General features: G+C 47.7%; 24 protein-coding genes. 15 read left to right on the forward strand and 9 right to left on the reverse strand.

Annotated elements, in window-relative coordinates:
• Positions 1-313: 313 nt before the first annotated feature.
• The 8 genes from J9B83_RS11200 to J9B83_RS11235 all read right to left on the reverse strand — a co-directional run bounded on the left by J9B83_RS11200 (position 314) and on the right by J9B83_RS11235 (position 9116).
• The gene (locus J9B83_RS11200) at positions 314-1420 is read right to left on the reverse strand and encodes a DUF1513 domain-containing protein (protein ID WP_211536833.1); all 1107 of its coding nucleotides are present in this window, start codon (positions 1418-1420) and stop codon (positions 314-316) included.
• A gap of 2 nt (positions 1421-1422) precedes the next feature.
• Entirely contained in the window at positions 1423-2478 is a 1056-nt protein-coding gene (locus J9B83_RS11205) for an imelysin family protein (RefSeq protein ID WP_211536834.1), read from the reverse strand.
• Positions 2478-3863 (reverse strand): di-heme oxidoreductase family protein, encoded by a 1386-nt coding sequence (locus tag J9B83_RS11210; protein ID WP_211536835.1) that lies wholly within the window; start codon positions 3861-3863, stop codon positions 2478-2480. Before J9B83_RS11210 ends, J9B83_RS11205 begins: the two co-directional genes overlap by 1 nt.
• Positions 3864-3964: 101 nt before the next feature.
• Positions 3965-5260: an imelysin family protein gene (locus J9B83_RS11215; RefSeq protein ID WP_211536836.1), complete on the reverse strand. Its 1296-nt coding sequence runs from the start codon at positions 5258-5260 to the stop codon at positions 3965-3967.
• 122 nt (positions 5261-5382) lie between these two features.
• Positions 5383-5961 (reverse strand): hypothetical protein, encoded by a 579-nt coding sequence (locus J9B83_RS11220; protein ID WP_211536837.1) that lies wholly within the window; start codon positions 5959-5961, stop codon positions 5383-5385.
• Positions 5962-6301: 340 nt separating this feature from the next.
• Positions 6302-7480, reverse strand: a complete 1179-nt coding sequence (locus tag J9B83_RS11225; RefSeq protein ID WP_211536838.1) for a BaiN/RdsA family NAD(P)/FAD-dependent oxidoreductase — start codon at positions 7478-7480, stop codon at positions 6302-6304.
• An 81-nt stretch (positions 7481-7561) separates the two neighbouring features.
• Positions 7562-8485, reverse strand: a complete 924-nt coding sequence (paaX, locus tag J9B83_RS11230; protein WP_211536839.1) for a phenylacetic acid degradation operon negative regulatory protein PaaX — start codon at positions 8483-8485, stop codon at positions 7562-7564.
• A gap of 43 nt (positions 8486-8528) precedes the next feature.
• A complete protein-coding gene (locus tag J9B83_RS11235) occupies positions 8529-9116 on the reverse strand; it encodes a phenylacetic acid degradation protein PaaY (protein ID WP_211536840.1) in 588 nt (195 codons plus the stop codon).
• Positions 9117-9479: 363 nt separating this feature from the next.
• Between J9B83_RS11235 and paaF the strand changes: the two genes are divergently transcribed.
• The 15 genes from paaF (at position 9480) to J9B83_RS11310 (ending at position 24760) form a co-directional block, all read left to right on the forward strand.
• Complete coding sequence (gene paaF, locus J9B83_RS11240; protein WP_211536841.1) at positions 9480-10265, forward strand: 2,3-dehydroadipyl-CoA hydratase PaaF; 786 nt, start codon at positions 9480-9482, stop codon at positions 10263-10265.
• Positions 10266-10314: 49 nt separating this feature from the next.
• Positions 10315-11106, forward strand: coding sequence for a 2-(1,2-epoxy-1,2-dihydrophenyl)acetyl-CoA isomerase PaaG (gene paaG / locus J9B83_RS11245; protein ID WP_211536842.1), 792 nt, complete (start codon positions 10315-10317; stop codon positions 11104-11106).
• A 2-nt stretch (positions 11107-11108) separates the two neighbouring features.
• The gene (gene paaH, locus J9B83_RS11250) at positions 11109-12659 is read left to right on the forward strand and encodes a 3-hydroxyacyl-CoA dehydrogenase PaaH (RefSeq protein ID WP_211536843.1); all 1551 of its coding nucleotides are present in this window, start codon (positions 11109-11111) and stop codon (positions 12657-12659) included.
• Positions 12652-13107 carry a hydroxyphenylacetyl-CoA thioesterase PaaI gene (gene paaI, locus J9B83_RS11255; RefSeq protein ID WP_211536844.1) on the forward strand — a complete coding sequence of 152 codons (456 nt, stop codon included), beginning with the start codon at positions 12652-12654 and terminating at the stop codon, positions 13105-13107. The genes paaH and paaI overlap by 8 nt, the downstream gene beginning before the upstream one ends.
• Positions 13104-14315 (forward strand): 3-oxoadipyl-CoA thiolase, encoded by a 1212-nt coding sequence (gene pcaF / locus J9B83_RS11260; protein WP_211536845.1) that lies wholly within the window; start codon positions 13104-13106, stop codon positions 14313-14315. Before paaI ends, pcaF begins: the two co-directional genes overlap by 4 nt.
• A gap of 99 nt (positions 14316-14414) precedes the next feature.
• Positions 14415-15683 carry a phenylacetate--CoA ligase PaaK gene (gene paaK / locus J9B83_RS11265; protein ID WP_211536866.1) on the forward strand — a complete coding sequence of 423 codons (1269 nt, stop codon included), beginning with the start codon at positions 14415-14417 and terminating at the stop codon, positions 15681-15683.
• A gap of 199 nt (positions 15684-15882) precedes the next feature.
• Positions 15883-16875 carry a 1,2-phenylacetyl-CoA epoxidase subunit PaaA gene (gene paaA, locus J9B83_RS11270; protein ID WP_211536846.1) on the forward strand — a complete coding sequence of 331 codons (993 nt, stop codon included), beginning with the start codon at positions 15883-15885 and terminating at the stop codon, positions 16873-16875.
• Positions 16876-16894: 19 nt separating this feature from the next.
• On the forward strand, positions 16895-17176 hold the full coding sequence (gene paaB, locus J9B83_RS11275) for a 1,2-phenylacetyl-CoA epoxidase subunit PaaB (RefSeq protein ID WP_211536847.1): 282 nt from the start codon (positions 16895-16897) through the stop codon (positions 17174-17176).
• Between the two features lie 8 nt (positions 17177-17184).
• Positions 17185-17946, forward strand: a complete 762-nt coding sequence (paaC, locus tag J9B83_RS11280; RefSeq protein WP_211536848.1) for a 1,2-phenylacetyl-CoA epoxidase subunit PaaC — start codon at positions 17185-17187, stop codon at positions 17944-17946.
• On the forward strand, positions 17933-18475 hold the full coding sequence (gene paaD, locus J9B83_RS11285) for a 1,2-phenylacetyl-CoA epoxidase subunit PaaD (protein WP_211536849.1): 543 nt from the start codon (positions 17933-17935) through the stop codon (positions 18473-18475). Before paaC ends, paaD begins: the two co-directional genes overlap by 14 nt.
• A 68-nt stretch (positions 18476-18543) precedes the next feature.
• Positions 18544-19617 (forward strand): 1,2-phenylacetyl-CoA epoxidase subunit PaaE, encoded by a 1074-nt coding sequence (gene paaE / locus J9B83_RS11290; RefSeq protein ID WP_211536850.1) that lies wholly within the window; start codon positions 18544-18546, stop codon positions 19615-19617.
• A 69-nt stretch (positions 19618-19686) separates the two neighbouring features.
• On the forward strand, positions 19687-21744 hold the full coding sequence (gene paaZ, locus J9B83_RS11295) for a phenylacetic acid degradation bifunctional protein PaaZ (RefSeq protein WP_211536851.1): 2058 nt from the start codon (positions 19687-19689) through the stop codon (positions 21742-21744).
• A gap of 112 nt (positions 21745-21856) precedes the next feature.
• Positions 21857-22888 (forward strand): TRAP transporter substrate-binding protein, encoded by a 1032-nt coding sequence (locus J9B83_RS11300; protein WP_211536852.1) that lies wholly within the window; start codon positions 21857-21859, stop codon positions 22886-22888.
• 3 nt (positions 22889-22891) lie between these two features.
• A complete protein-coding gene (locus J9B83_RS11305; protein WP_211536853.1) occupies positions 22892-23407 on the forward strand; it encodes a TRAP transporter small permease in 516 nt (171 codons plus the stop codon).
• A gap of 24 nt (positions 23408-23431) precedes the next feature.
• Complete coding sequence (locus J9B83_RS11310; RefSeq protein WP_211536854.1) at positions 23432-24760, forward strand: TRAP transporter large permease; 1329 nt, start codon at positions 23432-23434, stop codon at positions 24758-24760.
• Between the two features lie 99 nt (positions 24761-24859).
• On the opposite strand, the gene J9B83_RS11315 is transcribed toward J9B83_RS11310, so the two are convergent.
• Positions 24860-26698 (reverse strand): tetratricopeptide repeat-containing diguanylate cyclase, encoded by a 1839-nt coding sequence (locus J9B83_RS11315; RefSeq protein ID WP_211536855.1) that lies wholly within the window; start codon positions 26696-26698, stop codon positions 24860-24862.
• Positions 26699-26812 lie beyond the last annotated feature (114 nt).

Consider the following 26812-nt stretch of genomic DNA (forward strand, 5'->3'; position numbering starts at 1 on the left):
CGCAATGTAAGCAGTATTGATACTAATAAGTGTCCAGTCGGCAGAGGTTAATAATGAATGAACTTCCGATAGAGAAAAAATTCCTAGGGTTAAAACGAGTAAAATTCGCAGCGCACTTTGCTGAAAGTGGTTGTTTTTACCTTTAGTTGACGATTCAGTGTCAAGAAAGAAAAATTGCTTAATAGAGTCAATTAGCACTATGAGTTACTTTTATAAAATGAAAAAAACGGTAGAACAAGATGTTGTCCCACCGTTCAACATTACCTAAAAACATGGAGGTTGACTACGCCATGGTCGGCATTTAACTATAAATTCATGCTTTTATAGATCGTAAATGATTATCCCAGTGCATATTGGCGTGATTTTGTACCATAACCGTTTGATTTTGAACTGGATTGTTCAAGAGCTGCTTACCGTTGCCGCTGGTGAGTAAGAACTCATGAGCGTTATTCGTTGCCACTAATCCACAGACATCACGGCAGTTTTCCACACCCAAAAAGGTTTTGGAGTTGACGTGCCAGTAGGCTACAAAACCGCCTCTTGGTGTGCTGATTGCCAGCACTTCACCGGATTGATCAAAACAGACGCTGCCGCAATACTGTTTGAAGCGCACGCGAATGTTCTCAGGAATGGGTAAATATTCCATTTTAGGCTGGTTAATACGCGACAAGCCTACTAAAGGCACTTGATCCCATAATTCGCCCTGATACTGAAACCCTAGAGCCACTACACCGTTTGAGTTGACATCTAGGTGACGAATACTCAGCTGATGAAGGTCTTGCTCGTGAGCGGTATGATGAATGACCTGTCCATCTTTAAGTGACAAATAAGTCACGTTGGGCTGCATGGTGTCGAGATTGAGAATCTCTCGATCGTTGTCTGGGTGAGTTTGCAGGCCGCCATTGGCGATAACCAAGACATCCTCATTCAAAAACACCGACTCATGAGGGCCAACCCCGTTGCTTTTAAACACGTTAACAATATTGCCGCTGGGCCATTCACGAATGAATATCTTGCCTTGGCCACTTGGGTAATGATTTTCTTGTGTGATCAGTTTGCTTCCATCATGGGTAAAGAGCGCATGACCGTAAAAGTGATGGTCTTGAGTGGGCTCAATTCGCTGAATACGCTGATTGTTTGACACATCAAAAAAGTCGATAAAAAAGCCGGGGCGGCGTGCCACGATACCTACAATGCTTTGGTTGGGGTGAATCACGGGAGCATGGGCTCTATCGGTTAAGGGAGATGACCAAATGACGTCGCCCTTTTTATCAAATAAGCCAAAAAAATGTTCCGTTTTACTCAAAGAATACGCCGACGCATACAGTGTCGCGCCAGTATTTTGTTGTGTAATAGCCGCCCATGACGGCGCAGAGAGCACTGCGCCGCTCAAGGCGAGAAATGATCGCCTAGATAGCATGATTAGTCTCCGTCACGACTGTTAAAGCCAATTTGAAAACCCAGTGTTGTGACCAAGTTAGCTAAGTAGGTTTGACTATTAGAAATGGATTTTACTAAAGGTATTGCAAGTTCAACGCGCTCTTCTTGTGTGCGACCAGATTGGAAGTAGTCATCAGGTAACTGCAAAGCAATTTTAATGTTTTTAGTCAGCTGTTCCTCAAGTTGTTGCGCCAGTTCTGGGCTTTTTTGCAGAGCCATGTCATATAAAGAAGGTGAACCTACATGGTAAATTTCACGATAAGACTGCAAATTTCGTTGAATAGCTTTTAACGACAAATCACTACGATAAAACTCGGCCAATTTTAAATTTTCACGGCTGTTGTAGCCAATGGGCGTTTCTAATTTAGCGTCTTTTACAGCGGACATATGTTCAATCCACTGTTGTAAAAATTGTTCTAACGCAACGGACTCAGCATCAAAACCACTGCCTTCTTCATCGAACACCCAATCTTGCGCTTTGGCTTCTTGCCATTGCTTGGCAACCGCGTTGGCGCTATCAAAGTGATGTGCCGTAACTTTTTGTAACAACTGACATTGAGTGGCTGATTCCGATGGTGTGAAGTCTGGGTGATACAATAAGCTTTCGACGGCGGTTAAGCCACGTACTGCAATACTGGCCGATGTCCAGAATTTTGGCGCATCCATCACAGCAGGATCACCCTGTGCCAAAGCTCTAAGTTGACGTTGAGTAACGCCTTTTTTGTCTGGCCAGTATTCAAATGCGTAATAACGCATAAAGTAGGTGACAGGGCCAAAATTTAACCATTGTACCTGTTGCCAATCTAGCGCATTGGTTTGAAACGCTGTTTGAGCTTGCAACAAGCTTTGATCGGAAGGAGCGGCACAAAATGCTTGCGTCGCTTGCTGCAATTGCTGAGATGAATCTGAAAATACGCTGTAGCCCTGTTTAATCACTTGATTGGTGATGCCACCAAGAGGGCCTTGCCATTCACCTGCAGACACCATAAAAGACGTGGTGCTGATGGCCAAAGCTAACAATTTAGGAAAATAATTCATTAAAGCGACTCCAAAAAGTAAATGAGTTTTTCTCTGTGTTCTTTCTTTAAATTCTTGTACGCCATTTGACTCTGTTTGGCTTCTCCGCCATGCCAAAGTATGGCTTCTTCTATGGTTCTAGCACGACCGTCGTGTAAAAATCCCACACGACCTGAAACGGATTCAGATAAGCCAATACCCCATAGAGGTGCGGTTCTCCATTCACTAGGAGAAGCCGAAAAGCTTGGGAATTCACTGGCTAGTCCAGGCCCCATATCGTGAAGTAAAAGATCGGTAAAGGGATAAAAGGTGCGTTGGTTTAACTCGGAGAACGGCGAATTTGTTCCCGTTTGCATTTTTGGGGTATGGCAGCTAGCGCATCCGGTGTTTTCAAATAGCGTTTTGCCTTCTAAAAATGTGCTTGAACTGAGGTTACGCATGGCTGGTGGTGCCGATAGAGACACAAATAAATCCACCAAGTGCATTTGTTTTTTATCTACTTCCAAGTTGTCTAAGTGGGCGCTGTTTCCATTTGGACTGGTCAAACAATGGACTTGGTATCCAGTGCAATCTCCAGAGGCATAGGGCATGAGCGGGGTAGAAAGCCCCATATCAATGTTAAATGCCTGTTGATTTTGCGCGCTTACGGTGGGGCTGGAAGCTTTGTAGCCAAACCGCCCTACCACTGGTGGGGTATTAGTCCCCGTTCGCACCCAGCTGACTCGTCCGCTGATACCATCATTGTTTGCATCTTTTGGATCTGCATTAGCAGCAATGGTGTCATCCGTCACTGCATCTAATAATCCCATGCCTACCAATGATGGTGCAACCAGCATGCTGATACCAGTACGTTTATCAAGATCTCCATAATAAAGTTGATCCCAATGCAGGTTTGGTGTGCGTAGATTGACTTGGGAGCCATCGGCAAGCACTTCAACTTTTTCTGTATAGCTAAGGTGATAGTCACCTTCTGGCTGAATCCCTGCAGAGCTCTGCCCTTGCAATTGATGACCATATTTCGGATCACCAAGATGTGGGTAGATTCTGCTAGTAAAGTCCGTATCAGCTGGATAGGTTCGCCCAAACCTAACAAAAAAAGAGGGCACGCTAGAGCCACTTATACCCGCGTTTGGAGGGTGACCTCGACCATTATTGATATGGCAGCTGTGACAAGAGCGGGCATTGTACAAAGGACCTAAGCCATCACTGGCGGTGGTCGAAGAAGGCGAGGCTACCCAGAATTTTTGAAAAATGGCTTCACCCACCTTGAAGTTTAGTTTGTCTTCTAGGGTGATGTTAGACACAGGCTTAGAATAGTCGCTGGCAAAACTAAGTGGCTGAAAACAAAAAAAGCCGACCAAAATGCCAGCGAATGGACGAACCCATAAAAAGGGTATGTGGGTCATAAACACATATAAACCATTCAAAATTGAAAGAAAAACAGTGCTATTAGTAGCAATATATTAGCACTGTTTTTCAATGGGGTTATAACAAAGACAATAGGCGATTATTCAAAAACAGCGCCTGGGTTGTCTAGGCTATCAGAGCCTTCGAGCGCGATGCCTTGAAGATCTAGGTGATGGATGACATCTTCTGTTACACGAGTTTCATCTACTAAAGAATCAACAAAGGTTTGCACCAACTGATTGCCTTGGGTGTTGTTCATGGCAATAAGAACATCAAATGTTTGACCTTGTTTTGCCGCATCAACCATAGCTTGAGCTGCCATTTCTGTTGCGTTCAACTTCTGCTTCATTTCGGTATCAAGTGCTAGGTTGTCTTGAGCAATCAAAGCAGACAAAGATGCGCCTTTTACCCAGCTGCCGTCGACTCGTTCGTATTCGCCAAGGTAAGCATTTTTGATGCCTTTGGCATCGTAGTAATGTGACCAATGGGTGTTATCAGAGAAACAATCGTGCTCTTCTTCTGGATCATGAAGCATCAGGCCAAGCTTGGTTCTTTCGCCACCAAGTTCACCATAGGCCAAACTGCCCATACCCGTTAGGATAGTAGATAGACCTTGCTCCGGTGTTTGTTCTAGTAACGCAACACGAGCGGCACCACCTTGTTTCCAGTTGTCTGCCATTTCTTCTAGATCAGTAATCAGCAAATCTGTCGCTGCGCTTAGGTAAGCACGACGGCGATCACAGTGACCGTTGGTGCAGTTTTCTAGATCGAAATCACTGGCTGGACGTTCACCCGCGCCTGGGTTAGTACCATTAAGATCTTGCCCCCACAATAAGAACTCGATTGCGTGGTAACCACTGGCCACGTTCGCTTCGATGCCATCGGCTTCTTGCAGTGATTCAGCAATGAGTTCAGGCGTGATGTTCGTCGCATCAACTTTCTTACCGCCAATCATCAAATTTTTAGATGCAATAACGTTGGCAGAGTAGAGCGGGTTAATGTCAGATTCTGACCCATAGCTATCAACAGAAACGTAATCGATCAAACCTTCGTCTAATGGCCAAGCGTTAACCTTACCTTCCCAGTCGTCCACAATGGCATTACCAAAGCGGTATACTTCACTTTGCTGATAAGGAACACGAGCAGCAATCCACGCGGTACGAGCGGCTTGTAAGTTAGCTTCTGTTGGCTCTGCAAGGAAGGCATCGATGGACGTACGCAAGGTTTGAGCAGTGGTTAACGAGTCAGAGTAAATAGCTTCTGCCATATCGGCATAATGCACAACAACCGATTCAGCGTTAACAGCAGAGGTTTCATTTTTGACAACAGCTGTACCACATGCAGTAAGCATGACACTTGATACGCAGACGGCGATTGGGGTTAGAAAACGTTTCATGTTGTGTGGCTCCAATAGAATTTGTGAAGTTATAATATTAGAAATGAAAACGATTATCAATGACTCTTTATTGGATGGTATTTACTTATTTTTTGTGAACTTTACCAATTGTTGTAATTATTTTACTGCCCGCACTGGTGATGAAATGTGTTTTCAGCACCATTTGCTAGATTATAGTCGCAAGCACTTTCTCTTAATGAATTGGATTTTTCCCAAGAGACATTCATGGTAATAGGTGTGGTGTTTTTGTAGCTTGGGATAAAACGATACGCCGCCATAACGGTTGTTGAGCTATTCGGGCCCAATTCTATAGATTTGCCAATTAAACGCTGGCGCGTTTCTACGTTATAAAGGACATAATCGGTTGTGTACTCTTGATCGCCATTTTCATGTAGAAAGTTCAGCCATATCTTACGATAACTTTGTGGCTCAGAAGTAGGGTTAGTAAATTGCAGCTTGGTATAAATCACTTGCGCAGTCGATAGGCTCGATTGAGCATTCTGATTAACCGTTAAATACGAAGATCGAGATGTTTGCCAAGGCAGTGTGTTACCAAACGAAGCGTCCACAATATGAATACTCTCAGAAGCCATTTGACTGCTCAAATAGCGCAAGACGTCTTTTGTTGGGGCATATAGCGCCAGCACGAGAATGGTTAAGAATATGATATTTCGAGTGCGGTAAGTGAATTTCATCGTCATAACGAGTCCTAATGCTTTGAGCTGTTTATTTATACAGTACTGTATATATAAACAGTTTATTTGTATAGACTGAGATCAATTTAATTGAATTTTTTTTGCAAACAAGAGGTGTATAGGCTTGAAAATTAATATTTTCATTATTTGTGAAATAAAGTTTGATTTTGTTTAGTTAATTGAAAAATAAGAGTTTTTTTATGATTCCCACAGCCTTCTTAACGGTTTCTGTGGACAACATTTGACGCTTTACTGAAGTTGTATGAAATATAGAGTCTGAGGAAGATACCCAGTGATCACTGGGTATTGTTTTTAACAAGCGAGTTGATGAAAAAGAGTGAAAAGATTAAACATACTGCCCAGCGCAGTACCCGCTAGACCAGGCCCAGCTGAAATTGTACCCCCCCAACCAGCCTGTTACGTCTAGCACTTCACCAATGAAATAAAGGTTTTTTTGCTTTTGAGATTCGAATGTTTTTGATGATATTTCATTGGTGTTGATGCCGCCTAGGGTCACTTCTGCGGTGCGGTAGCCTTCGGTGCCATTGGGTTGTACATCGAAGTGGGTTAAGTAGGCAAATAAGTCTGAAATTTGTTCATTGGAGGTTTGTGCACTGCGTTCGTTTAGCCAGTTGAATTCTTCTTTAATCAGTTCTACTAGGCGTTTTGGCAATAGCTGAGACAATAAACTTTCGAAGCTTTTCTTTGGTGTGTTTTGGCGAACCGCAATCAGATCATCCAATGAAAGCGTTGGGGTGATGTTGATCTGAAGGTCGTCGCCAGGTTGCCAAAAGTTAGTGATTTGCAAAATAGCGGGGCCACTGATGCCGCGATGTGTAAACAGCATGGGTTCCTGAAAAGTCATGCCCTGTGAGGTTGTGCTGATGTCGCAGGCGATACCGGATAAAGCCGCGAACTGGTTTTTTCGATCGGGCTGAACCGTTATCGGCACCAAGCTGGCTCGAGTCGGTAACACTTGATGACCGACTTGTTTGGCGATCTCGTAACCAAATCCGCTGGCGCCCATGGTTGGAATCGACAAGCCGCCTGTGGCCACCACCAAAGAGCGACATTGAAAGTCACCCTGATTGGTTTTGACCACAGTGAAATCTTCTTTGAAATCAATGTTCTTGACTGTGGTATTGAGGGAAAGCTGCGCACCAGACCATTCTAATTCGGTTAATAAAATGTCTAATAAATCTTTTGCAGAATGCTCGCAGAACAGCTGGCCGGGGGCTTTTTCAACGTAATCCAGTCCATGTCGATCCACCAGATCGACAAAATCTTGCGTGGTGAAGCGGCGTAGCGCCGAAATGCAAAAGTGCGGGTTGTCTGATAAAAAATGCTTGGGAGCCGTATCCATGTTGGTAAAATTACAGCGCCCGCCGCCAGACATGAGGATTTTTTTCCCCGCTTTGTTGGCGTGGTCCAAAACAAGTACGCTTTTGCCACGATAACCCGCAGTAGCAGCACACATTAAGCCAGATGCACCGGCCCCGATTACAATCACATCAACCTTGTTCACAATTCACCTCATCATCTTTATGTGGCAGCATTATAGAGTGTCGCTTCTATATTGCTACCAACAAAAAAAGACAACAAGCGTTTACAGCAAGCCACCGAAACGCTGGGAAAAGGCCTCGTTGGAGTTGGGAAGTGGGCCAACGGCCGATTCCATGTTGTGCTCGATCCAGGTTTCCGCTGCGGCGGTAATCTTGCGATAGATGTTCCGACACAGTTGTCGTGCGGCACGGCCTTCCCAATCCAGTGGCAATAACTCATCTGGCAATTGCGGGTCACGAAGTTGAAGCTTACGGTATTCATGAATGAGTAAGGTACGGGTTAAAAAGCACGATTTTGGGTCAAGACGTTCTTTTTCACCCACTTCTTGCCAAACAGGGTGAAAGAGCGCGATGAATGCTTGATATTGCGCTGCCAATGCCTCTAAACCCCAGCAGTCTTCGACCAGAGCCGGCAAGGGCTGATTCGAAAATTGGCTAGAAGAAGACGCATCAAGCACCACGACCTTATCTTCTAATTGATGTAAACGTAACACGTCCTTTAGAGCAAATTTATCGGCGCAGGGGCTGGCGATCAGATGAGTAGACACCACGGCGAAGCCTTGCCACCTTAACTCATCACTGAGTGTTTTCTTTTCTTCAGGACTGAGTTGGTGTACCAGAATCAGCGTCCAGGTATTGTCCCACGGCGGTCGATTAGGGTTGTAAATGCGTTGAAATGCCTGCTCGAACTTTCTGTGCCCTTGGTGAGTGAGGCTGTAATAGCTTCTGCGTCCAACCTTGTCACTGTCGATCCAGCCATCCTGAGAAAGCCTAAAAATTGACGTGCGCATAAGGCGCTCGTTGATGCCAATGGGCTCTAAGGCGTTAATAAGGCTACCAAGCCACACTGTACCGCCGTGAGGCTCAATGGTGTCGCCATAGAGGGTGATAATAAGCGAAGACGCTCGAATGGGTTTTTGCTGCTGAAAGCGTTGGATTAACGCATCTAGTGTGTGTAATTCGTGCATGAAAACCGAGTATCCAGTAATGAAAAAATGAACCCTGATCTGGTTAAGATTTGGTTTTGTGTTGACCAGACTGCAATTGTGGGCGGTCGGCTTCTATGGCGTTTAATGGCGGGCATTCTACCAAAGAGGTTAAGCAGCGGTTGGCGAGCTGAATGTATTCACCCGTTCCCACTTGCTTCCACGCCAGTTCGTCGTCGGTGACTTTTCGTACGACTTTCGCTGGGCTGCCAATCAACAGGGATCGAGTGTCGCAGCTAAATCTGTTTTTTACAAACGCGGCGGCGGCGACGATGGATTCAGCGCCAATCACGGCATTGTCCATCACCACGGCATTCATACCAACTAGGGCATCTTCACCTATGTCGCAACCGTGCAAAATAGCCCCATGACCAATGTGACCACGGCGACGAATCACTGTATGGCTGTCGGCAAAACCGTGTACCACGCAGTTGTCTTGAATATTGGACTCTTCTTCCATGGTGATGCGACCAAAATCGCCGCGTAAACAAGCACCAGGGCCAACATAGCAACGGGCGTGAATGATGACATCACCAATTAACACCGCCGTTGGGTGTACATAAGCGCTAGGGTCAACAACGGGCGTGACACCTTCGATTTTATAGCAAGGCATAGTGGTTTCTCTTCAGTAATCCTACTAGGAATATGACGTTTATGTGAGAGTTTAAAACATCATGTATTAGCGACATGGTAGCGTTATTCCGTGTCTAAAAGGAAGAATTTCTCCCGCTAACCGCTTTAATTTAACGCTATTAAACAATTTACCGGTTATAAAAAAAATTATCTTATTGTTTTTATTATATTTTTTAAATAATCGTTTTTTTTAACGCAAAGTGATACACAAATTTAATAAAAAGTTCTTGTTTTGTATCTTTATGTCAGGCATCTTTGTCACAGGTTACATGACGCAGATCAACAAACTGTGTGTCACAACAAAAAATAGTGTTTATAAAAACAACAAAGAGAACCTAGTCAAATGTTAGAAAGTACCTACGAGCTGCTGCATGTGTATCCGCCGGTGAAGGGCGTTCAACACATTCAATTACACCGACCAGACGCCTTAAATGCGCTCAACACTCAATTGCTTGGCGAGCTTGCCACGGTTCTAGGGTTAGCAGAAACAGACGACAGCATTCGAGCGGTCGTGTTGTCCGGTTCGAAAAGAGCCTTTGCGGCTGGTGCCGACATCAAAGAAATGGCCGATCGTGATTTAGTCGGCATCCTCAAAGACCCACGTCAACAAAGCTGGCTCGCGATTACTCAATTCAGTAAACCCCTCATTGCAGCGGTTAATGGCTACTGTTTGGGCGGTGGCTGTGAACTGGCCATGCACGCCGACATTTTGATCGCAGGCAAAGACGCTCAATTTGGTCAGCCAGAAATCAATTTAGGTATCATGCCAGGCGCTGGTGGCACACAACGTTTGGTTCGTGCCGTCGGCAAATCACTAGCCATGCAAATGGTGCTAACCGGACAAGCGATTTCTGCTCAACAAGCAAAAGAAGCGGGGCTGATCAGCGAGATTACCCAACCAGAATTAACCCTCCAACGTGCGACCGACATCGCGACCACCATTGCGCAAAAAAGCCCCCTTGCTGTTCGATTGGCCAAAGAAGCCATTTTGAAAGGCATGGACACTGACCTTGCGACCGGACTGCGCTTTGAGCGACACGCCTTTACGGTATTGGCCGGCACGGAAGACCGTAACGAAGGCATCAAGGCGTTTTTAGAAAAGCGTCCGCCGGTGTTTTCAGGTCGCTAAGTCGTTCAAACACACACATTTATTAAACCAGCCTAGGAGGGATTCATTCATGAGTTTCGAGCATATTGTGTATTCTGTTGAGTCGGGCGTGGCCTTATTGAGCCTCAACCGTCCCCAATCATTAAACAGTTTTAATGAAGCCATGCATTTAGAAGTGCGTGAGGCGTTTAAGCGCATCAAAAAAGACAAACAGGTTCGTGTCTTGGTGTTAACAGGAGAAGGCCGCGGGTTTTGCGCGGGGCAAGACTTGTCCGACCGCAATGTAGACCCAACGGCAGAGTCGCCTGATTTGGGTTTGTCTATTGATAAATTTTATAACCCACTGATTAAGGCGATTCAAGATCTTCCTATGCCGGTTATCTGTGCGGTGAACGGTGTGGCGGCAGGCGCAGGAGCGAATATCCCACTTGCGTGCGATCTGATTCTAGCGGCGCGCTCCGCTAAGTTCATTCAAGCCTTCTGCAAAATTGGCTTGGTACCCGATTCGGGTGGTACCTGGTTTTTACCTCGTTTAGTCGGCATGGCCAAAGCCAAAGAAATGGCGCTACTAGGCGGTGCGGTAACGGCCGAATCTGCCCTAGAAATGGGTTTGATCAACCGGGTCGAAGAAGACGATGAGTTAAGAGAAAAAGCGCTGGAATTAGCGCGCTCTTTGGCCACCCAGCCAACCCAAGGTCTTGCCTACATAAAGCGCGCATTGAATCAATCGTTTGATCACGGGTTGGATGAGCACCTTGAATTAGAACGAGATTTACAGCGTTTGGCCGGCCAAACCAAAGATTACCGAGAAGGGGTCGCGGCCTTTATGGCGAAGCGCGCGCCTGAGTTCATAGGGGAATAATCATGACCAGTTTAACGAATTCCATCAATATTGGCGTCATTGGTGCAGGTGCCATGGGGGCAGGGATTGCGCAAGTCGCCGCCCAGTCAGGTCATCAAGTGACATTGTATGACAACCGCGAGGGCGCAGCACAAGAAGCGATCGAGAAGATTGCCAAGCAATTAAGCCGTTTGGTTGAGCGTCAAAAAATGACGGCTGACGCAGTTGATCGCACCCTTGCACATCTTCATCCTGCCAACACCTTGGATGACTTTGCTGATGCAGGCTTGGTGATTGAAGCCATTGTGGAGAACATCGACGTCAAACAGGCGGTGTTTTCGTCACTGGAAACCATCTGTTCGGCAGACTGCATTTTGGCGAGTAATACCTCGTCGATTTCCATCACTCGATTGGCCGCTGGCATGGCTCATCCAGAGCGTTTTGTTGGCATGCACTTTTTTAATCCTGCGCCCATTATGAAGCTGGTTGAAGTGGTGTCTGGCTTAATGACGGCGGGGCACGTAGCTGAGACCGTTTATCACACCGCTCATCAGTGGGGCAAAAAGCCTGTCTACGCGGCTTCGACGCCAGGTTTTATTGTTAACCGTGTGGCTCGTCCTTTTTATGCCGAGAGCTTGCGTCTAAAACAAGAAGGTGTGGCCGATTGCGCTACGTTAGACGCACTGATTCGAGGCGCCGGTGGCTTTCGGATGGGAGCGTTTGAACTGACCGATTTGATCGGCCACGACGTGAACTACGCAGTAACCTGTTCGGTGTTCGATGCCTATTACGGCGATTTTCGCTTTCAACCTTCCTTGATCCAAAAAGAGCTGGTGGAAGCGGGCATGTTGGGGCGCAAAAGCGGACAAGGTTTCTATTCTTACGGTGAAGACGCAACGCTACCTGCGGTGCAATATTGCCCCGTGTCAGACTCGCAAATCGATCCGGCTTCCTTAGCATCTGACTGTGTTGTGTCCGGTGACTTGGGTGTTCTCGCCCCTCTGACTGACCGTTTAAGCGCTTCTTTAGGGCAAGCGTTATCTGTGTCGTCCACGAAGAGCAAGGTCGGTGTTTTGCGCATCGGTGACGCTAACCTGGTATTGACCGATGGGCGAATGGCCTGCGAGCGCGCTCAAGCCGAGCAGCTTGACAATCTGATCTTGGTGGATTTGGCGCTGAATTACGACACCACCACGCACTTGGCCTTGAGTCGTGCTTTTGGCGTGTCTGACCATGTGTTTCAGCAAGCCGTAGATGGTTTTGCACTGATGGGCGTTCAGGTGTCGGAAGTGACCGATTCCCCTGGTCTGGTGGTGATGAGAACCGTTGCTATGTTGGCAAACGAAGCGGCTGATGCAGCATTGAATGGCGTCGCCAGTGTGTCTGACATTGATACGGCAATGACTTTTGGCGTGAACTACCCAATAGGGCCATTGGCTTGGGGCGATCGCTTGGGCGTATCCAGCATATTAACCACGTTAAATCATTTGCAACAAGCCTACGGCGAAGACCGTTATCGCGCTTCTTTATTGATCAAAAAGCTTGCCACAGAAGGGAGAGGTTTTCATGAGTGATGCACAACAAAAAGACGACTTAGCCGTTGCTTGCGCTAAGGCACTTTACCAAAGAGATGTGGCGACTCAGCATTTGGGTATCCAAATATTGGCGACCAAAGCGGGTTTTTCTGAAGCCAAAATGACGGTGCAGGATTTCATGCTACAAGGCCATAACACCTGTCACGGTGGTTATATGTTTACCTTGGCGGATTCTGCGTTTGCCTTTGCTTGTAATACTTATAACAAGCCTACGGTGGCGTTAGGCTGCTCTATTGATTACATCGCGCCGGCGTTTGCCGGCGATGAACTCATCGCCCGCTGTACAGAAAAAAGTCGTGGTGGCCGTACGGGCAATTACGACGTGGAAATTCACAATCAAGAGGGTCAGTTGATCGCGATTTTTCACGGAAAGTCTTATCAGGTAAAAGGCGAGATTTTGCCCTTAAAAACAGGAGAAGAATCATGATGAATGCATTAATAATTGATGCGATTCGTACCCCTATTGGTCGTTACGGCGGTGCTTTGTCTTCCGTTCGAGCGGACGATTTAGGCGCCATCCCTATGACTGCCTTAATGGCCCGTAACCCCAGTGTCGATTGGTCTTTAATAGACGATGTGCTATACGGCTGCGCCAACCAAGCGGGCGAAGACAACCGCAACGTAGCGCGCATGTCGTCATTATTGGCCGGTTTGCCAGAGACGGTGCCGGGTTCGACGATCAACCGCTTGTGTGGTTCGGGAATGGACGCCATTGGCTTGGCGGCTCGAACAATAAAATCAGGTGAAGCAAGTTTAATGATCGCCGGTGGCGTAGAGTCCATGTCTCGTGCGCCTTTTGTTTCGGCGAAAGCAACCAGTGCCTTTTCCCGTCAAGCCGAAATGTACGACACCACAATAGGTTGGCGTTTTGTGAATCGCCTTATGTCGTCCCAATACGGTGTGCACTCTATGCCGGAAACGGCTGAAAACGTGGCTGAAGATTTTGCGATTTCCAGAGCCGATCAAGACTTGTTCGCATTGCGTAGTCAACAGAAAACCGCGATCGCACAACAAAACGGGCGCTTGGCGAAAGAAATCACACCCGTATCCATAGCTCAGCGCAAAGGCGATCCTATTATTGTGGATCAAGACGAGCACCCTCGTGCGAATACCACCCTAGATGCCTTGTCAAAGTTGGGCACACCGTTTCGTAAAGATGGCCTTGGCAGCGTCACCGCTGGTAATGCATCAGGTGTGAACGACGGCGCGTGTGCGCTTTTGTTAGCCAGCGATGCGGCGGCACAAAAATACGGTTTAACCGCTCGTGGTCGAGTGCTTGGTATGGCCACCGCCGGTGTTGCGCCACGTATCATGGGCATCGGGCCCGCGCCAGCAGCGCAAAAAGTACTTGAACAAGTTGGCTTGACCTTGGCCGATATGGACGTGATCGAATTAAACGAAGCTTTTGCCTCCCAAGGCTTGGCGGTATTGCGCCAGTTGGGGTTGAGCGACGATGATGCACGAGTGAACCCCAATGGCGGCGCTATTGCGCTGGGTCATCCGCTGGGCATGAGTGGCGCTCGACTGGTCACTACGGCGTTAAATGAATTAGAAGTTAAACAAAAACGCTACGCTCTGTGTACCATGTGCATTGGTGTCGGACAGGGCATTGCTATGGTCATTGAGCGCCTATAGCAAGCAAAAATACAGTTCAAAACATTTCACAAAAATAAAAATAGAGAGAGCTTTATCGTGGATATTCGTAGTCAGTTTAATCCAGACGTATTAGATCCAATGGAAACCGCCAGCATTGATGAGTTAAGAGCTCATCAGTTAGATCGTCTTAAATGGACGGTACAACACGCTTATCACAATGTGCCCATGTACAAGGCTCGATTCGACCAGCTCGGACTGCATCCGGACGACATCACTTCTTTGGATGATCTAGCCAAATTGCCTTTCACGACCAAAACCGATTTGCGCGATAACTATCCGTACGGCATGTTTGCCACGCCCGTTGAACAGGTGGTTCGCCTTCATGCGTCAAGCGGCACAACAGGCAAGCCAACGGTGGTGGGTTACACCCAAAACGACATAGACACCTGGGCTAATATCGTTGCGCGTTCTATTCGTGCCGCCGGTGGCCGTCGTGGCGATAAGCTGCATAACGCCTACGGTTATGGCTTGTTCACGGGAGGATTGGGTGCGCATTACGGGGCAGAGCGACTAGGTTGTACGGTCATTCCTATGTCCGGTGGACAAACCGAAAAACAGGTGCGCCTGATTACCGATTTTCAGCCAGACATCATCATGGTGACGCCATCGTACATGCTCAATATTGCCGATGAAATGGAGCGCCAAGGGGTCGATCCGCACAAATTAAAATTGCGCTTAGGGATTTTTGGTGCCGAGCCATGGACCGACGAATTACGTAAAAAAGTGGAAGAGCGTATGGGCATGCGAGCCATGGATATTTATGGCTTGTCTGAAATTATGGGGCCAGGTGTGGCGATGGAATGCGCTGAAACCCAAGATGGCCCTACTGTCTGGGAAGACCATTTTTACCCAGAAATCATTGACCCAAATACAGGCGAAGTTCTGCCTGATGGCGAAATGGGGGAGTTGGTGTTCACTAGTCTGAGCAAAGAAGCCTTGCCGATGATCCGTTATCGAACACGAGATCTGACGCGCCTTTTGCCTGGCACCGCCAGACGCATGCGCCGCATTGATAAAATTACCGGACGCAGTGACGACATGATGATCATTCGTGGCGTTAATGTCTTTCCCACGCAAATCGAAGAAGAAGTGCTGAAAATACCGCACTTTTCTGAAAGCTATGAAATTCATTTGTATCGTAAAGGCAATATGGATGGCATGGAAGTGCACGTTGAACTGCGTCCTGAGCATCAGGCTTTGGTCGATTCAGAAGTTCATAACTTGGTGAAAAAACTGTGTCATCACATTAAGAGTTCCATCGGTATCTCAGTGGCGGTAAATGTCCGAGACATTGGCTCTATTTCACGCTCTGAGGGCAAAGCGAAACGAGTTTTTGACCAACGTTAAGCGCTTTTTACCACACATTTAAGATTCTAATACGCTATTTGGGGATTCCCTAGGCCGTTGATTGATTTGTATTCAAGGGCTTAGAAAAATAACATCTAATTATGATACAAAATATAGTTGAAATTAATTTATTCTGTGTCATTATGTTTTTATGGTCTTGCTGAAAAGACGTTTTTATCACTTTTAGAGGTTGTTAATTATGTATGCTCAACTTGTTGAAACTGGAAGTAAAAAACTAAAAACCCTAGAGGAAATGAGCCCTGAAGAACGCGCTTTTCAAGAGCGTATTGATGCTGAAATTAAAATCGAAGCCAAAAACTGGATGCCAGACAGCTACCGCAAAACGCTGATCCGTCAGATTTCGCAGCATGCTCACTCAGAAATCGTTGGCATGTTGCCAGAGGGCAATTGGGTGACACGCGCACCGACGCTAAAACGCAAATTGCAACTAATGGCGAAAATTCAGGATGAAGCCGGGCACGGTTTGTACCTTTACAGCGCGATGGAAACCCTAGGGGCGGATCGCGATGAAGAGATCGAAAAACTGCATTCTGGTCGTGCGAAATACTCGAGTATTTTTAACTACCCAACCTTAAATTGGGCCGACATGGGCGCAGTAGGCTGGCTGGTGGATGGCGCGGCCATCGTTAACCAGGTGCCATTACAGCGTACTTCTTACGGCCCGTATGCCCGCGCCATGGTGCGAGTGTGTAAAGAAGAAAGTTTCCACCAGCGTCAAGGTTACGAAATTCTGCTGCACATGATGCGCCACGGCACAGAAGCACAAAAGGAAATGGTGCAAGACGCCATTAACCGCCTGTGGTGGCCTGCTCTGATGATGTTTGGTCCGAGTGACGAGCATTCGCCAAACAGTGCGCAATCTATGGCGTGGAAAATTAAGCGTCATACCAACGATGAGTTGCGTCAGCGCTTCATCGATCAAACTATTCCACAGCTCAATGTGTTGGGTTGTACCGTGCCTGACCCTGACCTTAAGTGGAATGAAGAAACTGGCCATTATGAGTTTGGCGACATTCAATGGGAAGAATTTAATCGTGTCATTCAAGGTCACGGCCCTTGTAACACAGAGCGCTTAGAAACCCGTCGCAATGCCATTGAAATTGGCGCATGGGTTCGAGAAGCGGCTGTGGCACATGCCCATAAAAAACAACAAAAACAAGCCGTCGCATAAATTTAGAAAGGTATTCGTTATGTCACAATGGACATTATTTGAAGTATTTATCCGCAGTAAACACGGGTTAAACCACAAACACGTCGGCAGCGTTCACGCTGTTGACGCTGAAATGGCAATTGAAAACGCCCGCGAACTTTACACCCGTCGCAACGAAGGCGTGAGCATTTGGGTGACACCGTCAGCCAGCATCACCGCGACCGCCAGCGATGAGAAAGAAGCCCTGTTTGATCCTTCCGAAGATAAGGTGTATCGCCACGCGAGCTTTTACGAGTTACCAGACGAAGTCGGCCATATGTGAGGTGTGAAATGCAGAAGTACGACGAGTTAACCGAATTTTTATTGCGCATGGGTGACAGCGCCTTGGTTCAAGCGCAGCGTTTGTGTGAATGGACAGGCAAAGCGCCTGCCCTGGAAGAAGAATTGGCACTGATGAACGTCGGTTTGGATTTGGTCGGTCAAGCCCGTAACTGGCTGGATTACGCCGCCGAGCGTATTGGTGATGGCCATGATGCTGATTCATTAGCCTACCGTCGCGATGAGCGCCATTTTCGTAACCTATTGATGGTAGAGCAGCCCAACGGCGACTTCGCGGTCACCATGTTGAAGCAGTTTTTCTTTGATGCGTGGCAATACCCCATGCTGACTCAGTTGAGCAAAGCAAAAGACGAGCGCGTGGCGGCCATTGCGACCAAGTCATTAAAAGAGGTGACTTATCATCTTCGTCGTTCATCCGAATGGGTTGAGCGTCTTGGCGATGGCACAGAAGAAAGCCACCAGCGCATGGTAAAAGCCATCGACGCCTTGTGGCGCTTCAGTTACGAATTTGTTGAATTGTCGACGCAAGAGCAGTCCTTGAGCGAAGCGCACACCATTGGCGACATCAGTAGTGTGGCGACAAAATGGCAAGCCATGGTGAACGACGTGTTTGCTCGCGCCACCTTGACGGTACCCGATGCGGCTCAGCCTTTCTACCTAGCCAGCCGTGATGGCGTGCATTCTGAGCATCTGGGTTTCTTGTTGGCTGAAATGCAATATTTACAAAGAGCGCATCCCAATGCGTCCTGGTGAAATAGGTCAGCTCATCGCCACCGATCAGCAGGCGACGCCCAAAACCGAAGCGGATTTGGCGCTGGCTGAGCAGGTGTTGGCTGAGGTCATGGACCCTGAAGTGCCTGTAGTCAGCGTGGTGGACTTGGGCATAGTGCGCAAGATTACCTGGCGCGATGGTCACTTAAGTGTGTTGATTACGCCCACGTATTCTGGCTGTCCGGCGACGGAAGTGATTGAGTTGTCGATCCGTGAAGCCTTGGTGCAAGCGGGTTTTGTTCAAGCCGAGGTCGTTCAGCGCTTAGACCCGGCTTGGACAACCGATTGGATCACCCAAGCGGGCCGCGAAAAGCTTAAAGCTTACGGCATTTCGCCCCCTGTGGGCAGTGCCAGCAAGCGCAGTTTAACGTCAGTCGCACCGCAGGTGACGTGTCCTATTTGTGGCAGCGAGCATACGCAGTTGGTCAGTGAATTTGGCTCAACGGCGTGTAAAGCCTTGTACCGCTGTTTGGATTGCCTAGAGCCATTTGATTATTTTAAGTGTATTTAGCCGTCTATTTTAAAGCGGCCAGTGCAGACAATTGCCAATATCAACGATAAATGGCAGTGGAGAAATTTATGAATCAGTTTCATTCTTTAACCGTGCGTGAACTGCGTCACGAAACCCGTGATGCCGTGTCCATGGTGTTTGATATCCCCGAGCATTTAGAAGCGGCGTATCGTTTCAAGCAGGGGCAATATTTAACCCTGCGTACGCAACTGAATGGCGAAGAAGTACGTCGTTCTTATTCGATTTGCAGCGGCGTGAACGACGGCGAATTGCGCGTTGCCGTGAAGCAGGTACAGGGCGGATTGTTTTCCACCTACGCCAATCAGCATCTTGCGGTGGGCGATCTTCTCGATGTCATGCCACCCATGGGGCATTTCTATACTGAATTAGACCCAGAGCGCGAAGGCAACTATTTGCTGGTGGCCGCCGGCAGTGGCATTACGCCCATTATGTCCATCGCAAAAACCACTCTTGAAGCCGAACCCAAAAGCCACGTCACCTTGATTTTTGGTAATCGTGCGACTTCGTCCACCATGTTCCGTGAACAGTTAACCGACCTCAAAAATACCTACATGGGACGGTTTAATCTAATTTTTGTTTTTAGCCGTGAGCAGCAAGACATTGATTTATACAACGGCCACATAGACGCTCAAAAATGCCAAGTCTTGTTTGATCGCTGGCTCGATGCGAAACAGCTAGATGCTGCCTTCATTTGTGGCCCACAAACCATGACGGAAACCGTGCGAGACACTTTGGCCGCCGCTGGCATGGCAACCAACAAGATTCATTTCGAGTTGTTCGCCGCCGCCGGTAATGAACGCAAGCAAGAAGCCCGCGCCGCTGCGGCAGAGCACGCCGATGTGTCCGAAGTTACGGTGGTCCGTGACGGCATTTCGCAAACCTTCTCAGTGAAACAAAACACCGCCAATCTATTAGATGCAGGTAACGAGCATGGGGCGGATTTGCCTTTCTCATGCAAGGCCGGCGTGTGCTCAACCTGTAAATGTAAAGTGATTGAAGGCGATGTGGACATGGACATCAGCATAGGTCTGGAAGATTACGAAGTGGAAGCGGGTTACGTGTTGTCCTGCCAATCTTTCCCTATGTCGAAGCGTGTTGTGTTGGATTTCGACGAAGTTTAATAAACGCAGAACACCTTACTGAGCAATTTACAAAATAAGAACGGACGGTCAACGTCGACGGAGAGAAACATGAGTCAGCAGCCAATAGTACAGAGTTTTATCGCTGGGCAGTGGTTTGGTAAACAAGCCGACCAAGCCCTGTTGAGCCCTATCAATGGGAACACCCTTTTTCACACCCATTCTGATGCCATCGACTTTGGTCAATCGATCGATTTTGCCCGAACCAAAGGGCGTCAATCTTTGTTATCGATGGATTTTCAATCTCGCGCCTCTTGTCTTAGAGATTTGGGCAAATACCTGCTCGAACACAAAGAAGCCTTGTACCAATTATCGACACAGACAGGGGCGACTCGTACCGACAGCTGGATCGATATTGAAGGCGGCGCGGGTACCTTGTTTGCTTATGCCAGCATGGGTCGACGAGAGCTGCCATCGGGTAACTTGATCCACGAAGGTGATGCTATGCCATTGGGCAAAGAGGGCGGTTTTTACGGCTCGCACGTGTTGGTACCTCGTCACGGCGTGGTGGTACACATTAATGCCTTCAATTTCCCGATCTGGGGCATGCTCGAAAAATTCGCTGCCAACTTCATCGCTGGCTTGCCTTGCATTGTAAAACCGGCGACGTCTACGTCTTTTTTAACCGAAGCCTGCGTGCGTTTGATGCATCAGTCTGGTTGTTTACCAGAAGGCAGCTTACAGCTGGTGATTGGTCGCACCGGGGATTTACTCGATCGTCTTGATGGCCAAGACATGGTGACCTTTACAGGGTCAGCGGCAACTGCGGCGAAACTGCGCACCACGCCAAATTTGATTACTAATGCAGTGCCGTTTAACGCCGAAGCAGATTCATTGAACTGTGCGATTTTGGCACCAGACGTGGCCGTTGATAGCGTTGAATTCGATTTATTCGTCAGAGAAGTCGCCCGAGAAATGACGGCGAAATCTGGTCAAAAATGCACCGCGATTCGCCGTGTGTTGGTGCCGGAAAATCACATGGAAGCGGTGGCGGAGCGCTTAACCGCGCGCTTGGCAAAAGTTACCGTGGGTGACCCTAACGTAGAAGGCGTTCGCATGGGGCCATTGGCCACGCACGTTCAGCAATACGATGTGTTGAATCAACTCGATCAATTGCTAAAGACCAGCACCTTAATCAGCGGTGGCCGCGATGGCTGTCAGCCAGTGGGTGACGGTGTTGAAAAAGGTGCTTTCTGTCAGCCGACGGTATTAATGAGCAATGACCCAGACGCCGAAGGCGGCGCTCATGATATTGAAGCCTTTGGGCCGATTAGCACACTTATGGCCTACAAGGACACCGATCACGCCATTGCATTAGCAGCCCGTGGTAAAGGGTCTTTGGTGTCGACTTTAGTCACCAATGACCCTGAAGTGGCCGCCCATGTGGTGCCTAACCTTGCGGTATGGCACGGACGGGTGCACATTCTTAACGAAGAAGCGTCGAAAGAATCCACTGGGCATGGTTCGCCTTTGCCTATGTTGAAACACGGCGGCCCAGGTCGTGCGGGCGGTGGTGAAGAACTAGGCGGCATTCGTGGCGTGACGCATTATTTACAGCGTGCGGCCTTGCAAGGTTCACCCACCATGTTGAGTGCGGTTGTTAAAGAATACGTGCGTGGTGGCGACACCATCGAAACCGAAGTGCATCCTTTTAGACGTTATTTTGAAAACCTCCAAGTAGGCGAGTCTTTATTGACCCATCGTCGCACCGTTACTGAAGCCGACATCGTTAACTTTGGCTGCTTATCGGGTGATCATTTCTACATGCACTTTGACGACATTGCCGCCCGCGATACGCAATTTGAGCAGCGTATTGCCCATGGCTACTTTGTGTTGTCGGCGGCGGCGGGTTTGTTTGTATCGCCGGGTGAAGGCCCTGTGTTGGCGAACTACGGTTTGGATAATTTGCGTTTTATCACGCCCGTTCCTATTGGCGACACGATTCGCGCGCGCCTTACTTGCAAGCGCAAAATCGACCAAGGCAAGGTGAGCCCAAAAGGCGAACCTCAAGGTGTGGTGGTTTGGGATGTACAGGTGACCAATCAAAAAGACGAATTGGTGGCCAGCTACGATATTTTAACCCTGGTGAAAAAGCTCAGTGTCGGCTAATTCCCTGATTAAGGTCGTTAGAGCGGGGAGCGTGCTCTAACGACTGGCAATACCTAACGCTTCAACACGAGAACGTCGATATTAAAACAATAATTCTAAAAAGGTTTCTATTATGTTGAATCTAAGACAATCCGTAATCGCACTGCTGATGTTTATGACGGTCAGTTTTTCGGCATCCAGTTATGCACAAACTGTCTTACGGGTGGCAACCTGGTTGCCCCCAACCGATAACCAAAACACCGTGGTATGGCCAACGTGGGCAAAATGGGTGGAAGAAGCGACAGAAGGTCGTGTGGTGGTGAAATTGGAATACGGTTTAGGTCATCCTAAAACCATGTTTCAAATTGTAGAAGATGGTATCTCAGACGCTAGCTTTAGTTTTCATGGTTATGTGCCGGGGCGTTTTACCTTGCCACAAATCATTGAAATGCCGGGCTTAGGGGTAAATTCAGAAGCGACGTCTGTGGCGCTTTGGCGCATGTACGATAAGTACTTCAAAGCTGAAAACGAATTTGAAGAACTAGAAGTACTGGGGTTGTTCTCCCACGGTCAAGGCACCATTCAATCGAACTTTCCTGTTAACTCCCTAGACGATTTAAAAGGCAAAAAAATTCGCGTTGGCGGCGGAGTGCAAACTTATTTAGCTGAAGCGATGGAAGTCACACCAGTCGGTGCGCCTGCGACGAAAGCTTACGAAATGCTGCAGCAAAATGTCATCGACGGAATCTTCATGCCGATGGCTCAGCAAAAAAGCCTGCGCCTAAATGAAGTCACTAAGTACATTACTATTTTCCCAGCTGGCATGTACATGGGCAGTTTTTCTATGTTCATCAATGCAGAATTTATGGACAGTTTGAGCGAGAAAGACCAAGCGGCGATCCGTGCGGTGTCTGGCGAAAAATTGTCTGCCATGGCAGGTAAAGCGTGGGACATGGGCGATTTAGATGGCTACAAAGCCGCGATAGCCGCGGGTGTTGAAATCAATGAAGTGCAAGAAGGCAGTGCTTTATCGGAGCAGTTTAATGCCTTGATGCCCGCCAGCGATCAAGCCTGGTTAGATTCTGTTGCGGACAAGAACATCGACGCGGTAGCGGTATTGAAAGAACTGCGCCACGAAGCGCGTCACTACAACGCAGGAAACTAAACGATGGCGCTATCGCAATTTATTGCAGAGCACTATCCAGACAAGGGGCCAGCCAAGTGGCTGGCCTTTGGTCTTGAATGTGTGACTGCCACCACGCTTTTGGCGCTGATGCTGCTTACCTGTGCGGATGTCGCTGGGCGCTATTTCTTTTCTAATTCGATTAATGGGGCCGTAGAAATTACCGAGGTGATGCTGGCCATTATGGTATTCGCGCAGATGCCGGTGATTACTTGGCGCGGCGGACACGTCATTGTGGATTTATTGGATCGCCTTTATGGGCACTTGTTGGTGAAGTTATTGGCTTTGTTTTCGGCTTTGTTGATTTCAGCGGCGTTTTATTTTGTTGCCGAACGAATGATTTATTTGGCCAGTCGATCGTTACGACGGGGCGTGGTCACTGAGTATTTAGAATTCCCTGTTGGCTATATCGTGCAGTTTATTGCGGTAATGAGTTACCTCTGCGCTGCCACCATGATTACTTACGGCGTGTATCGCGCGATCAAATCACAAAAAGAATAATAGGTTTTACCAGTAGGTTTTAGTATGACAGTTGCTCTTATAGGTTTTGCGATACTTTTGATATTGATTATCGGGGTACGAATACCCATTGCGTTTGCGATGGGGATCGTGGGTTTTTTTGGTTTCTCTTATTTACAAGGTTTGAGTTTTGACAATGTGATGAGTTTTCGCTGGAGTGGTGTCTTGTCACTGGCGTCGAATCGAATTATTGATACCGCTCAGGAATACAGTTTGTCGGTGATCCCCTTGTTTATTTTGATGGGCAACTTGGTGACCAATTCTGGTTTGTCTAATGCGCTTTATCGTGCTTCGAATGCCTTTTTGGGTCATCGTCGCGGGGGATTGTCCATGGCAACGGTAGTGGCATGTGGTGGTTTTTCGGCGATTTGTGGGTCTTCTTTGGCGACATCGGCCACCATGGCCAAAGTAGCTATGCCTGAAATGCGCAAGTATGGCTATTCCGATGGGTTGGCAACGGCGTCCATCGCCGCGGGCGGCACCTTGGGTATCTTGATTCCACCGAGCGTTATTTTGGTGATGTACGGCCTGCTGACCGAAACCAGTATTCGGGAATTGTTTGCGGCCGGCTTTATCCCCGGTATGTTGGGCATTTTGTTGTATTTGTTCGCGGTGAAATACGTGGTTTGGCGCACGCCCGAAGCTGGCCCGTGCGGCGAAAAACTATCCTGGTCGCAACGCTTATCCTCAATGAATGGTGTGTGGGGCGTCTTAGCCTTGTTTATCCTGGTAATGGGCGGCATTTACGCAGGTATTTTTACCCCAACAGAAGCAGCCGGTGTCGGAGCAGGTGGGGCTTTTTTAATCGCGCTTTTTAAAGGCACTTTGAATGTGCGTTCTTTGTTTCTGTCCTTGATTGATACCACCCGTACGACGGCCATGCTGTTCGCTGTGGTGATTGGCGCGCTGATCTTTTCGGACTTTATTAACCGTGCGGGTTTCCCTGACGCATTGTACGAATTTGTTGTGTCATTGGATATCAGCCCATTAGGGGTGATCTTCGTCATATTGGGCATTTACATTGTGTTAGGCATGGTGTTTGAGAGCCTGTCTATGATGCTGCTGACGGTGCCAATTTTTTATCCTTTGGTACAAAGCCTTGGGTTTGATCTGGTGTGGTTCGGGATCATTGTCGTCGTGGTGACTGAAATCAGCTTGATCACACCGCCTGTTGGCATGAATGTTTTTGTGTTGAGCGCGGTGCTCAAAGGGGTAAAGCCGGGCACTATTTTCAAAGGGGTGACGCCTTTTTGGTGCGCTGACATAGTGCGACTTATGCTGATTACGCTTGTGCCCGCTGTCGCGATGATTTTACCGGAGATATTGTACAGATAGGGTGGGTATTTATTCCTATCGATTCAACACTATGTGGTGACTTGTGATACTCACTTTCAGCGTGATTAGATGAGACTCTTTCGCCAAGTAAGGTTCGCTTTATTTGGCTTTTTTCATGGCATACATGCGTTGGTCTGCCAGTGAAATCCATTCTCGATCACTGTGTGCTTCTTCTCTTGTGGCAATGCCATAGCTTGCGTTCATAGTGTGGAAGCCCCCTTTTTGAGTGCCTGTCACGGCTTCGAACATAAAGTCATTAATGCTGTCGATGGTAGTGGTATTATCGATCAATATGGCAAATTCATCACCTCCAGTACGAAACAAGGCCGCATAGCTTGATGTAAAACGGAGCCTTAATTGCTCGCTGTAGGTTTGTATAAGCTCATCGCCTTTTTGATGGCCGTAATTGTCGTTGTAGGGTTTTAAACCATCGATGTCGATAATGAGCAAATAATAGTAATCAGGGCGATCAAACGCTTTTAAAAAGGCATGCCGATTACCAAATCGTGTCAGCTGATCTTCTACAGCCATGGTCTGCAATTGCTGGCTTCGTCGGCGCAACTGCAACCACATGAGAAGAATAGTGGCTGCAATGACAGTAAGCGCAAAAATGGCCCATACGAAAAAAGAAACCTGTAGCTTTGCACGTTTTTCATTGGCTTGGGCAAGTGCCAGCTGAGTCGATATTAGGGCTTTTTGTTGTTCTAAACGTTGATTGCGTTGTTGAAACTCCAAGTTGGCAATGGCGATTCGATTAATGCGTTGATGCTCTTCAATAAAGGCATCATGGTAACGGCGGTAATACGCCAGCGCACTGTCATATTGTCCAAGTTTCATTAGGACATCGACATAGTCTAAATACGCTTCTGGTGGATTGCCTTGACGAATCCCCGACGGCGATTCGATGGCTTCTTTCAGCAAGATTTCTGCTTCGGTTAGATTACCAAAATAAGACTGCATATAGCCAAGCTGGCGAGTGGCGTCTTTTATGTAGTCTTCATTGCCGACCTCTTGTGCGAGGGCAAAGGTGCTCCTTGCCAGTGCAAGCGCTTGATCAAATTGTTTGAGATCACGCAACACGTCAATGTGAACCAACGAAAAATACAGAAAATAGTCACGTCTAGGGTCAACAGGGTTCGCCAAATAATCGGCTATCACCTTCATGGCTTCTTGAGAGCGCTGTTGGCGATTAAGAGCAGAGGCCAAAATCGCGTTTAAATAGCTAATGGCGTCAACACGGCCGTCGGGGATCATGGCGAGGGCTTTTCGAGAAAACGTCTCGGCTTGCTGGTATTCCCGCGCGTGAAGAAACGCTTCTCCGAGCAATATATAAATGACAAAAATGGAAGGGTGCTGCTCATCTATGCTTCGAAACCAAGTTTCTGCCTGATAGAAGTAAGGTAAGGCCTGCGCTACTCGCTGTTGTCGTACCAAGAGTTGCCCGTAAATATGATACAAGTTGGCTTGGGTGGTTTTGCTGTCTTTGGTGCTTGGTGACCAGGTTTTAATGTCATTAAGTTCTTGTTCAATCATGGATTTAGCTAAGCTGAACTCTGAAAAATACATCAGATCGTAACTGATGATCATCATCCAACGATAACGCACGGCTTCTTGTAATCTTGTTGCTGCTTCGCTTCTTAGATAATTGACCGCCACGCGGGCGGCCTCTCGTTGGGCCGTTTTACGCAGCAACAAGCTGGTTTTGGCACTGGCATCAGTGTAAGCGACTTCTGTCAGCTCATCGGAACGAGTTATTAATTGGGGCAGAGCGTCCTTAATGCTATCAAGGTTGCCTGCTTGTGCCGCTTCTTGCATCTCGGCCAAAAGATCTTCTGCTTCATTGGCAAAGGCAGATGAGGCAAACAGCACGCATAATAAAGAAAAACAGTAAGCAAAACGTGCGATGGTATGTGGGAAGAGGGATTTTACATAGTGCATAGTCATCGCCTTATATTCGTCTTCGTAAGATAAAACGATACGTGAAGTATTGTCAAAACCTATGGTGACATTATGCAGAATATCTAGCTTACTCAGATAATATGATACAAATGT

Origin of the sequence: Marinomonas vulgaris (genome assembly GCF_018145875.1) — a bacterium.
In the GTDB taxonomy this organism is placed as follows: Bacteria; Pseudomonadota; Gammaproteobacteria; order Pseudomonadales; family Marinomonadaceae; genus Marinomonas; species Marinomonas vulgaris.

Excerpts from the sequence above, each read along its gene's own strand:
- J9B83_RS11200 (WP_211536833.1), bottom strand. The coding sequence starts at position 1,420 with ATGCTATCTAGGCGATCATTTCTCGCCTTGAGCGGCGCAGTGCTCTCT.
- J9B83_RS11205 (WP_211536834.1), bottom strand. The coding sequence starts at position 2,478 with ATGAATTATTTTCCTAAATTGTTAGCTTTGGCCATCAGCACCACGTCT.
- J9B83_RS11210 (WP_211536835.1), bottom strand. The coding sequence starts at position 3,863 with ATGACCCACATACCCTTTTTATGGGTTCGTCCATTCGCTGGCATTTTG.
- J9B83_RS11215 (WP_211536836.1), bottom strand. The coding sequence starts at position 5,260 with ATGAAACGTTTTCTAACCCCAATCGCCGTCTGCGTATCAAGTGTCATG.
- J9B83_RS11220 (WP_211536837.1), bottom strand. The coding sequence starts at position 5,961 with ATGACGATGAAATTCACTTACCGCACTCGAAATATCATATTCTTAACC.
- paaX (WP_211536839.1), bottom strand. The coding sequence starts at position 8,485 with ATGCACGAATTACACACACTAGATGCGTTAATCCAACGCTTTCAGCAG.
- J9B83_RS11235 (WP_211536840.1), bottom strand. The coding sequence starts at position 9,116 with ATGCCTTGCTATAAAATCGAAGGTGTCACGCCCGTTGTTGACCCTAGC.
- paaF (WP_211536841.1), top strand. The coding sequence starts at position 9,480 with ATGTTAGAAAGTACCTACGAGCTGCTGCATGTGTATCCGCCGGTGAAG.
- paaG (WP_211536842.1), top strand. The coding sequence starts at position 10,315 with ATGAGTTTCGAGCATATTGTGTATTCTGTTGAGTCGGGCGTGGCCTTA.
- paaH (WP_211536843.1), top strand. The coding sequence starts at position 11,109 with ATGACCAGTTTAACGAATTCCATCAATATTGGCGTCATTGGTGCAGGT.
- paaI (WP_211536844.1), top strand. The coding sequence starts at position 12,652 with ATGAGTGATGCACAACAAAAAGACGACTTAGCCGTTGCTTGCGCTAAG.
- pcaF (WP_211536845.1), top strand. The coding sequence starts at position 13,104 with ATGATGAATGCATTAATAATTGATGCGATTCGTACCCCTATTGGTCGT.
- paaK (WP_211536866.1), top strand. The coding sequence starts at position 14,415 with ATGGAAACCGCCAGCATTGATGAGTTAAGAGCTCATCAGTTAGATCGT.
- paaA (WP_211536846.1), top strand. The coding sequence starts at position 15,883 with ATGTATGCTCAACTTGTTGAAACTGGAAGTAAAAAACTAAAAACCCTA.
- paaB (WP_211536847.1), top strand. The coding sequence starts at position 16,895 with ATGTCACAATGGACATTATTTGAAGTATTTATCCGCAGTAAACACGGG.
- paaC (WP_211536848.1), top strand. The coding sequence starts at position 17,185 with ATGCAGAAGTACGACGAGTTAACCGAATTTTTATTGCGCATGGGTGAC.
- paaD (WP_211536849.1), top strand. The coding sequence starts at position 17,933 with ATGCGTCCTGGTGAAATAGGTCAGCTCATCGCCACCGATCAGCAGGCG.
- paaE (WP_211536850.1), top strand. The coding sequence starts at position 18,544 with ATGAATCAGTTTCATTCTTTAACCGTGCGTGAACTGCGTCACGAAACC.
- paaZ (WP_211536851.1), top strand. The coding sequence starts at position 19,687 with ATGAGTCAGCAGCCAATAGTACAGAGTTTTATCGCTGGGCAGTGGTTT.
- J9B83_RS11300 (WP_211536852.1), top strand. The coding sequence starts at position 21,857 with ATGTTGAATCTAAGACAATCCGTAATCGCACTGCTGATGTTTATGACG.
- J9B83_RS11305 (WP_211536853.1), top strand. The coding sequence starts at position 22,892 with ATGGCGCTATCGCAATTTATTGCAGAGCACTATCCAGACAAGGGGCCA.
- J9B83_RS11310 (WP_211536854.1), top strand. The coding sequence starts at position 23,432 with ATGACAGTTGCTCTTATAGGTTTTGCGATACTTTTGATATTGATTATC.
- J9B83_RS11315 (WP_211536855.1), bottom strand. The coding sequence starts at position 26,698 with ATGCACTATGTAAAATCCCTCTTCCCACATACCATCGCACGTTTTGCT.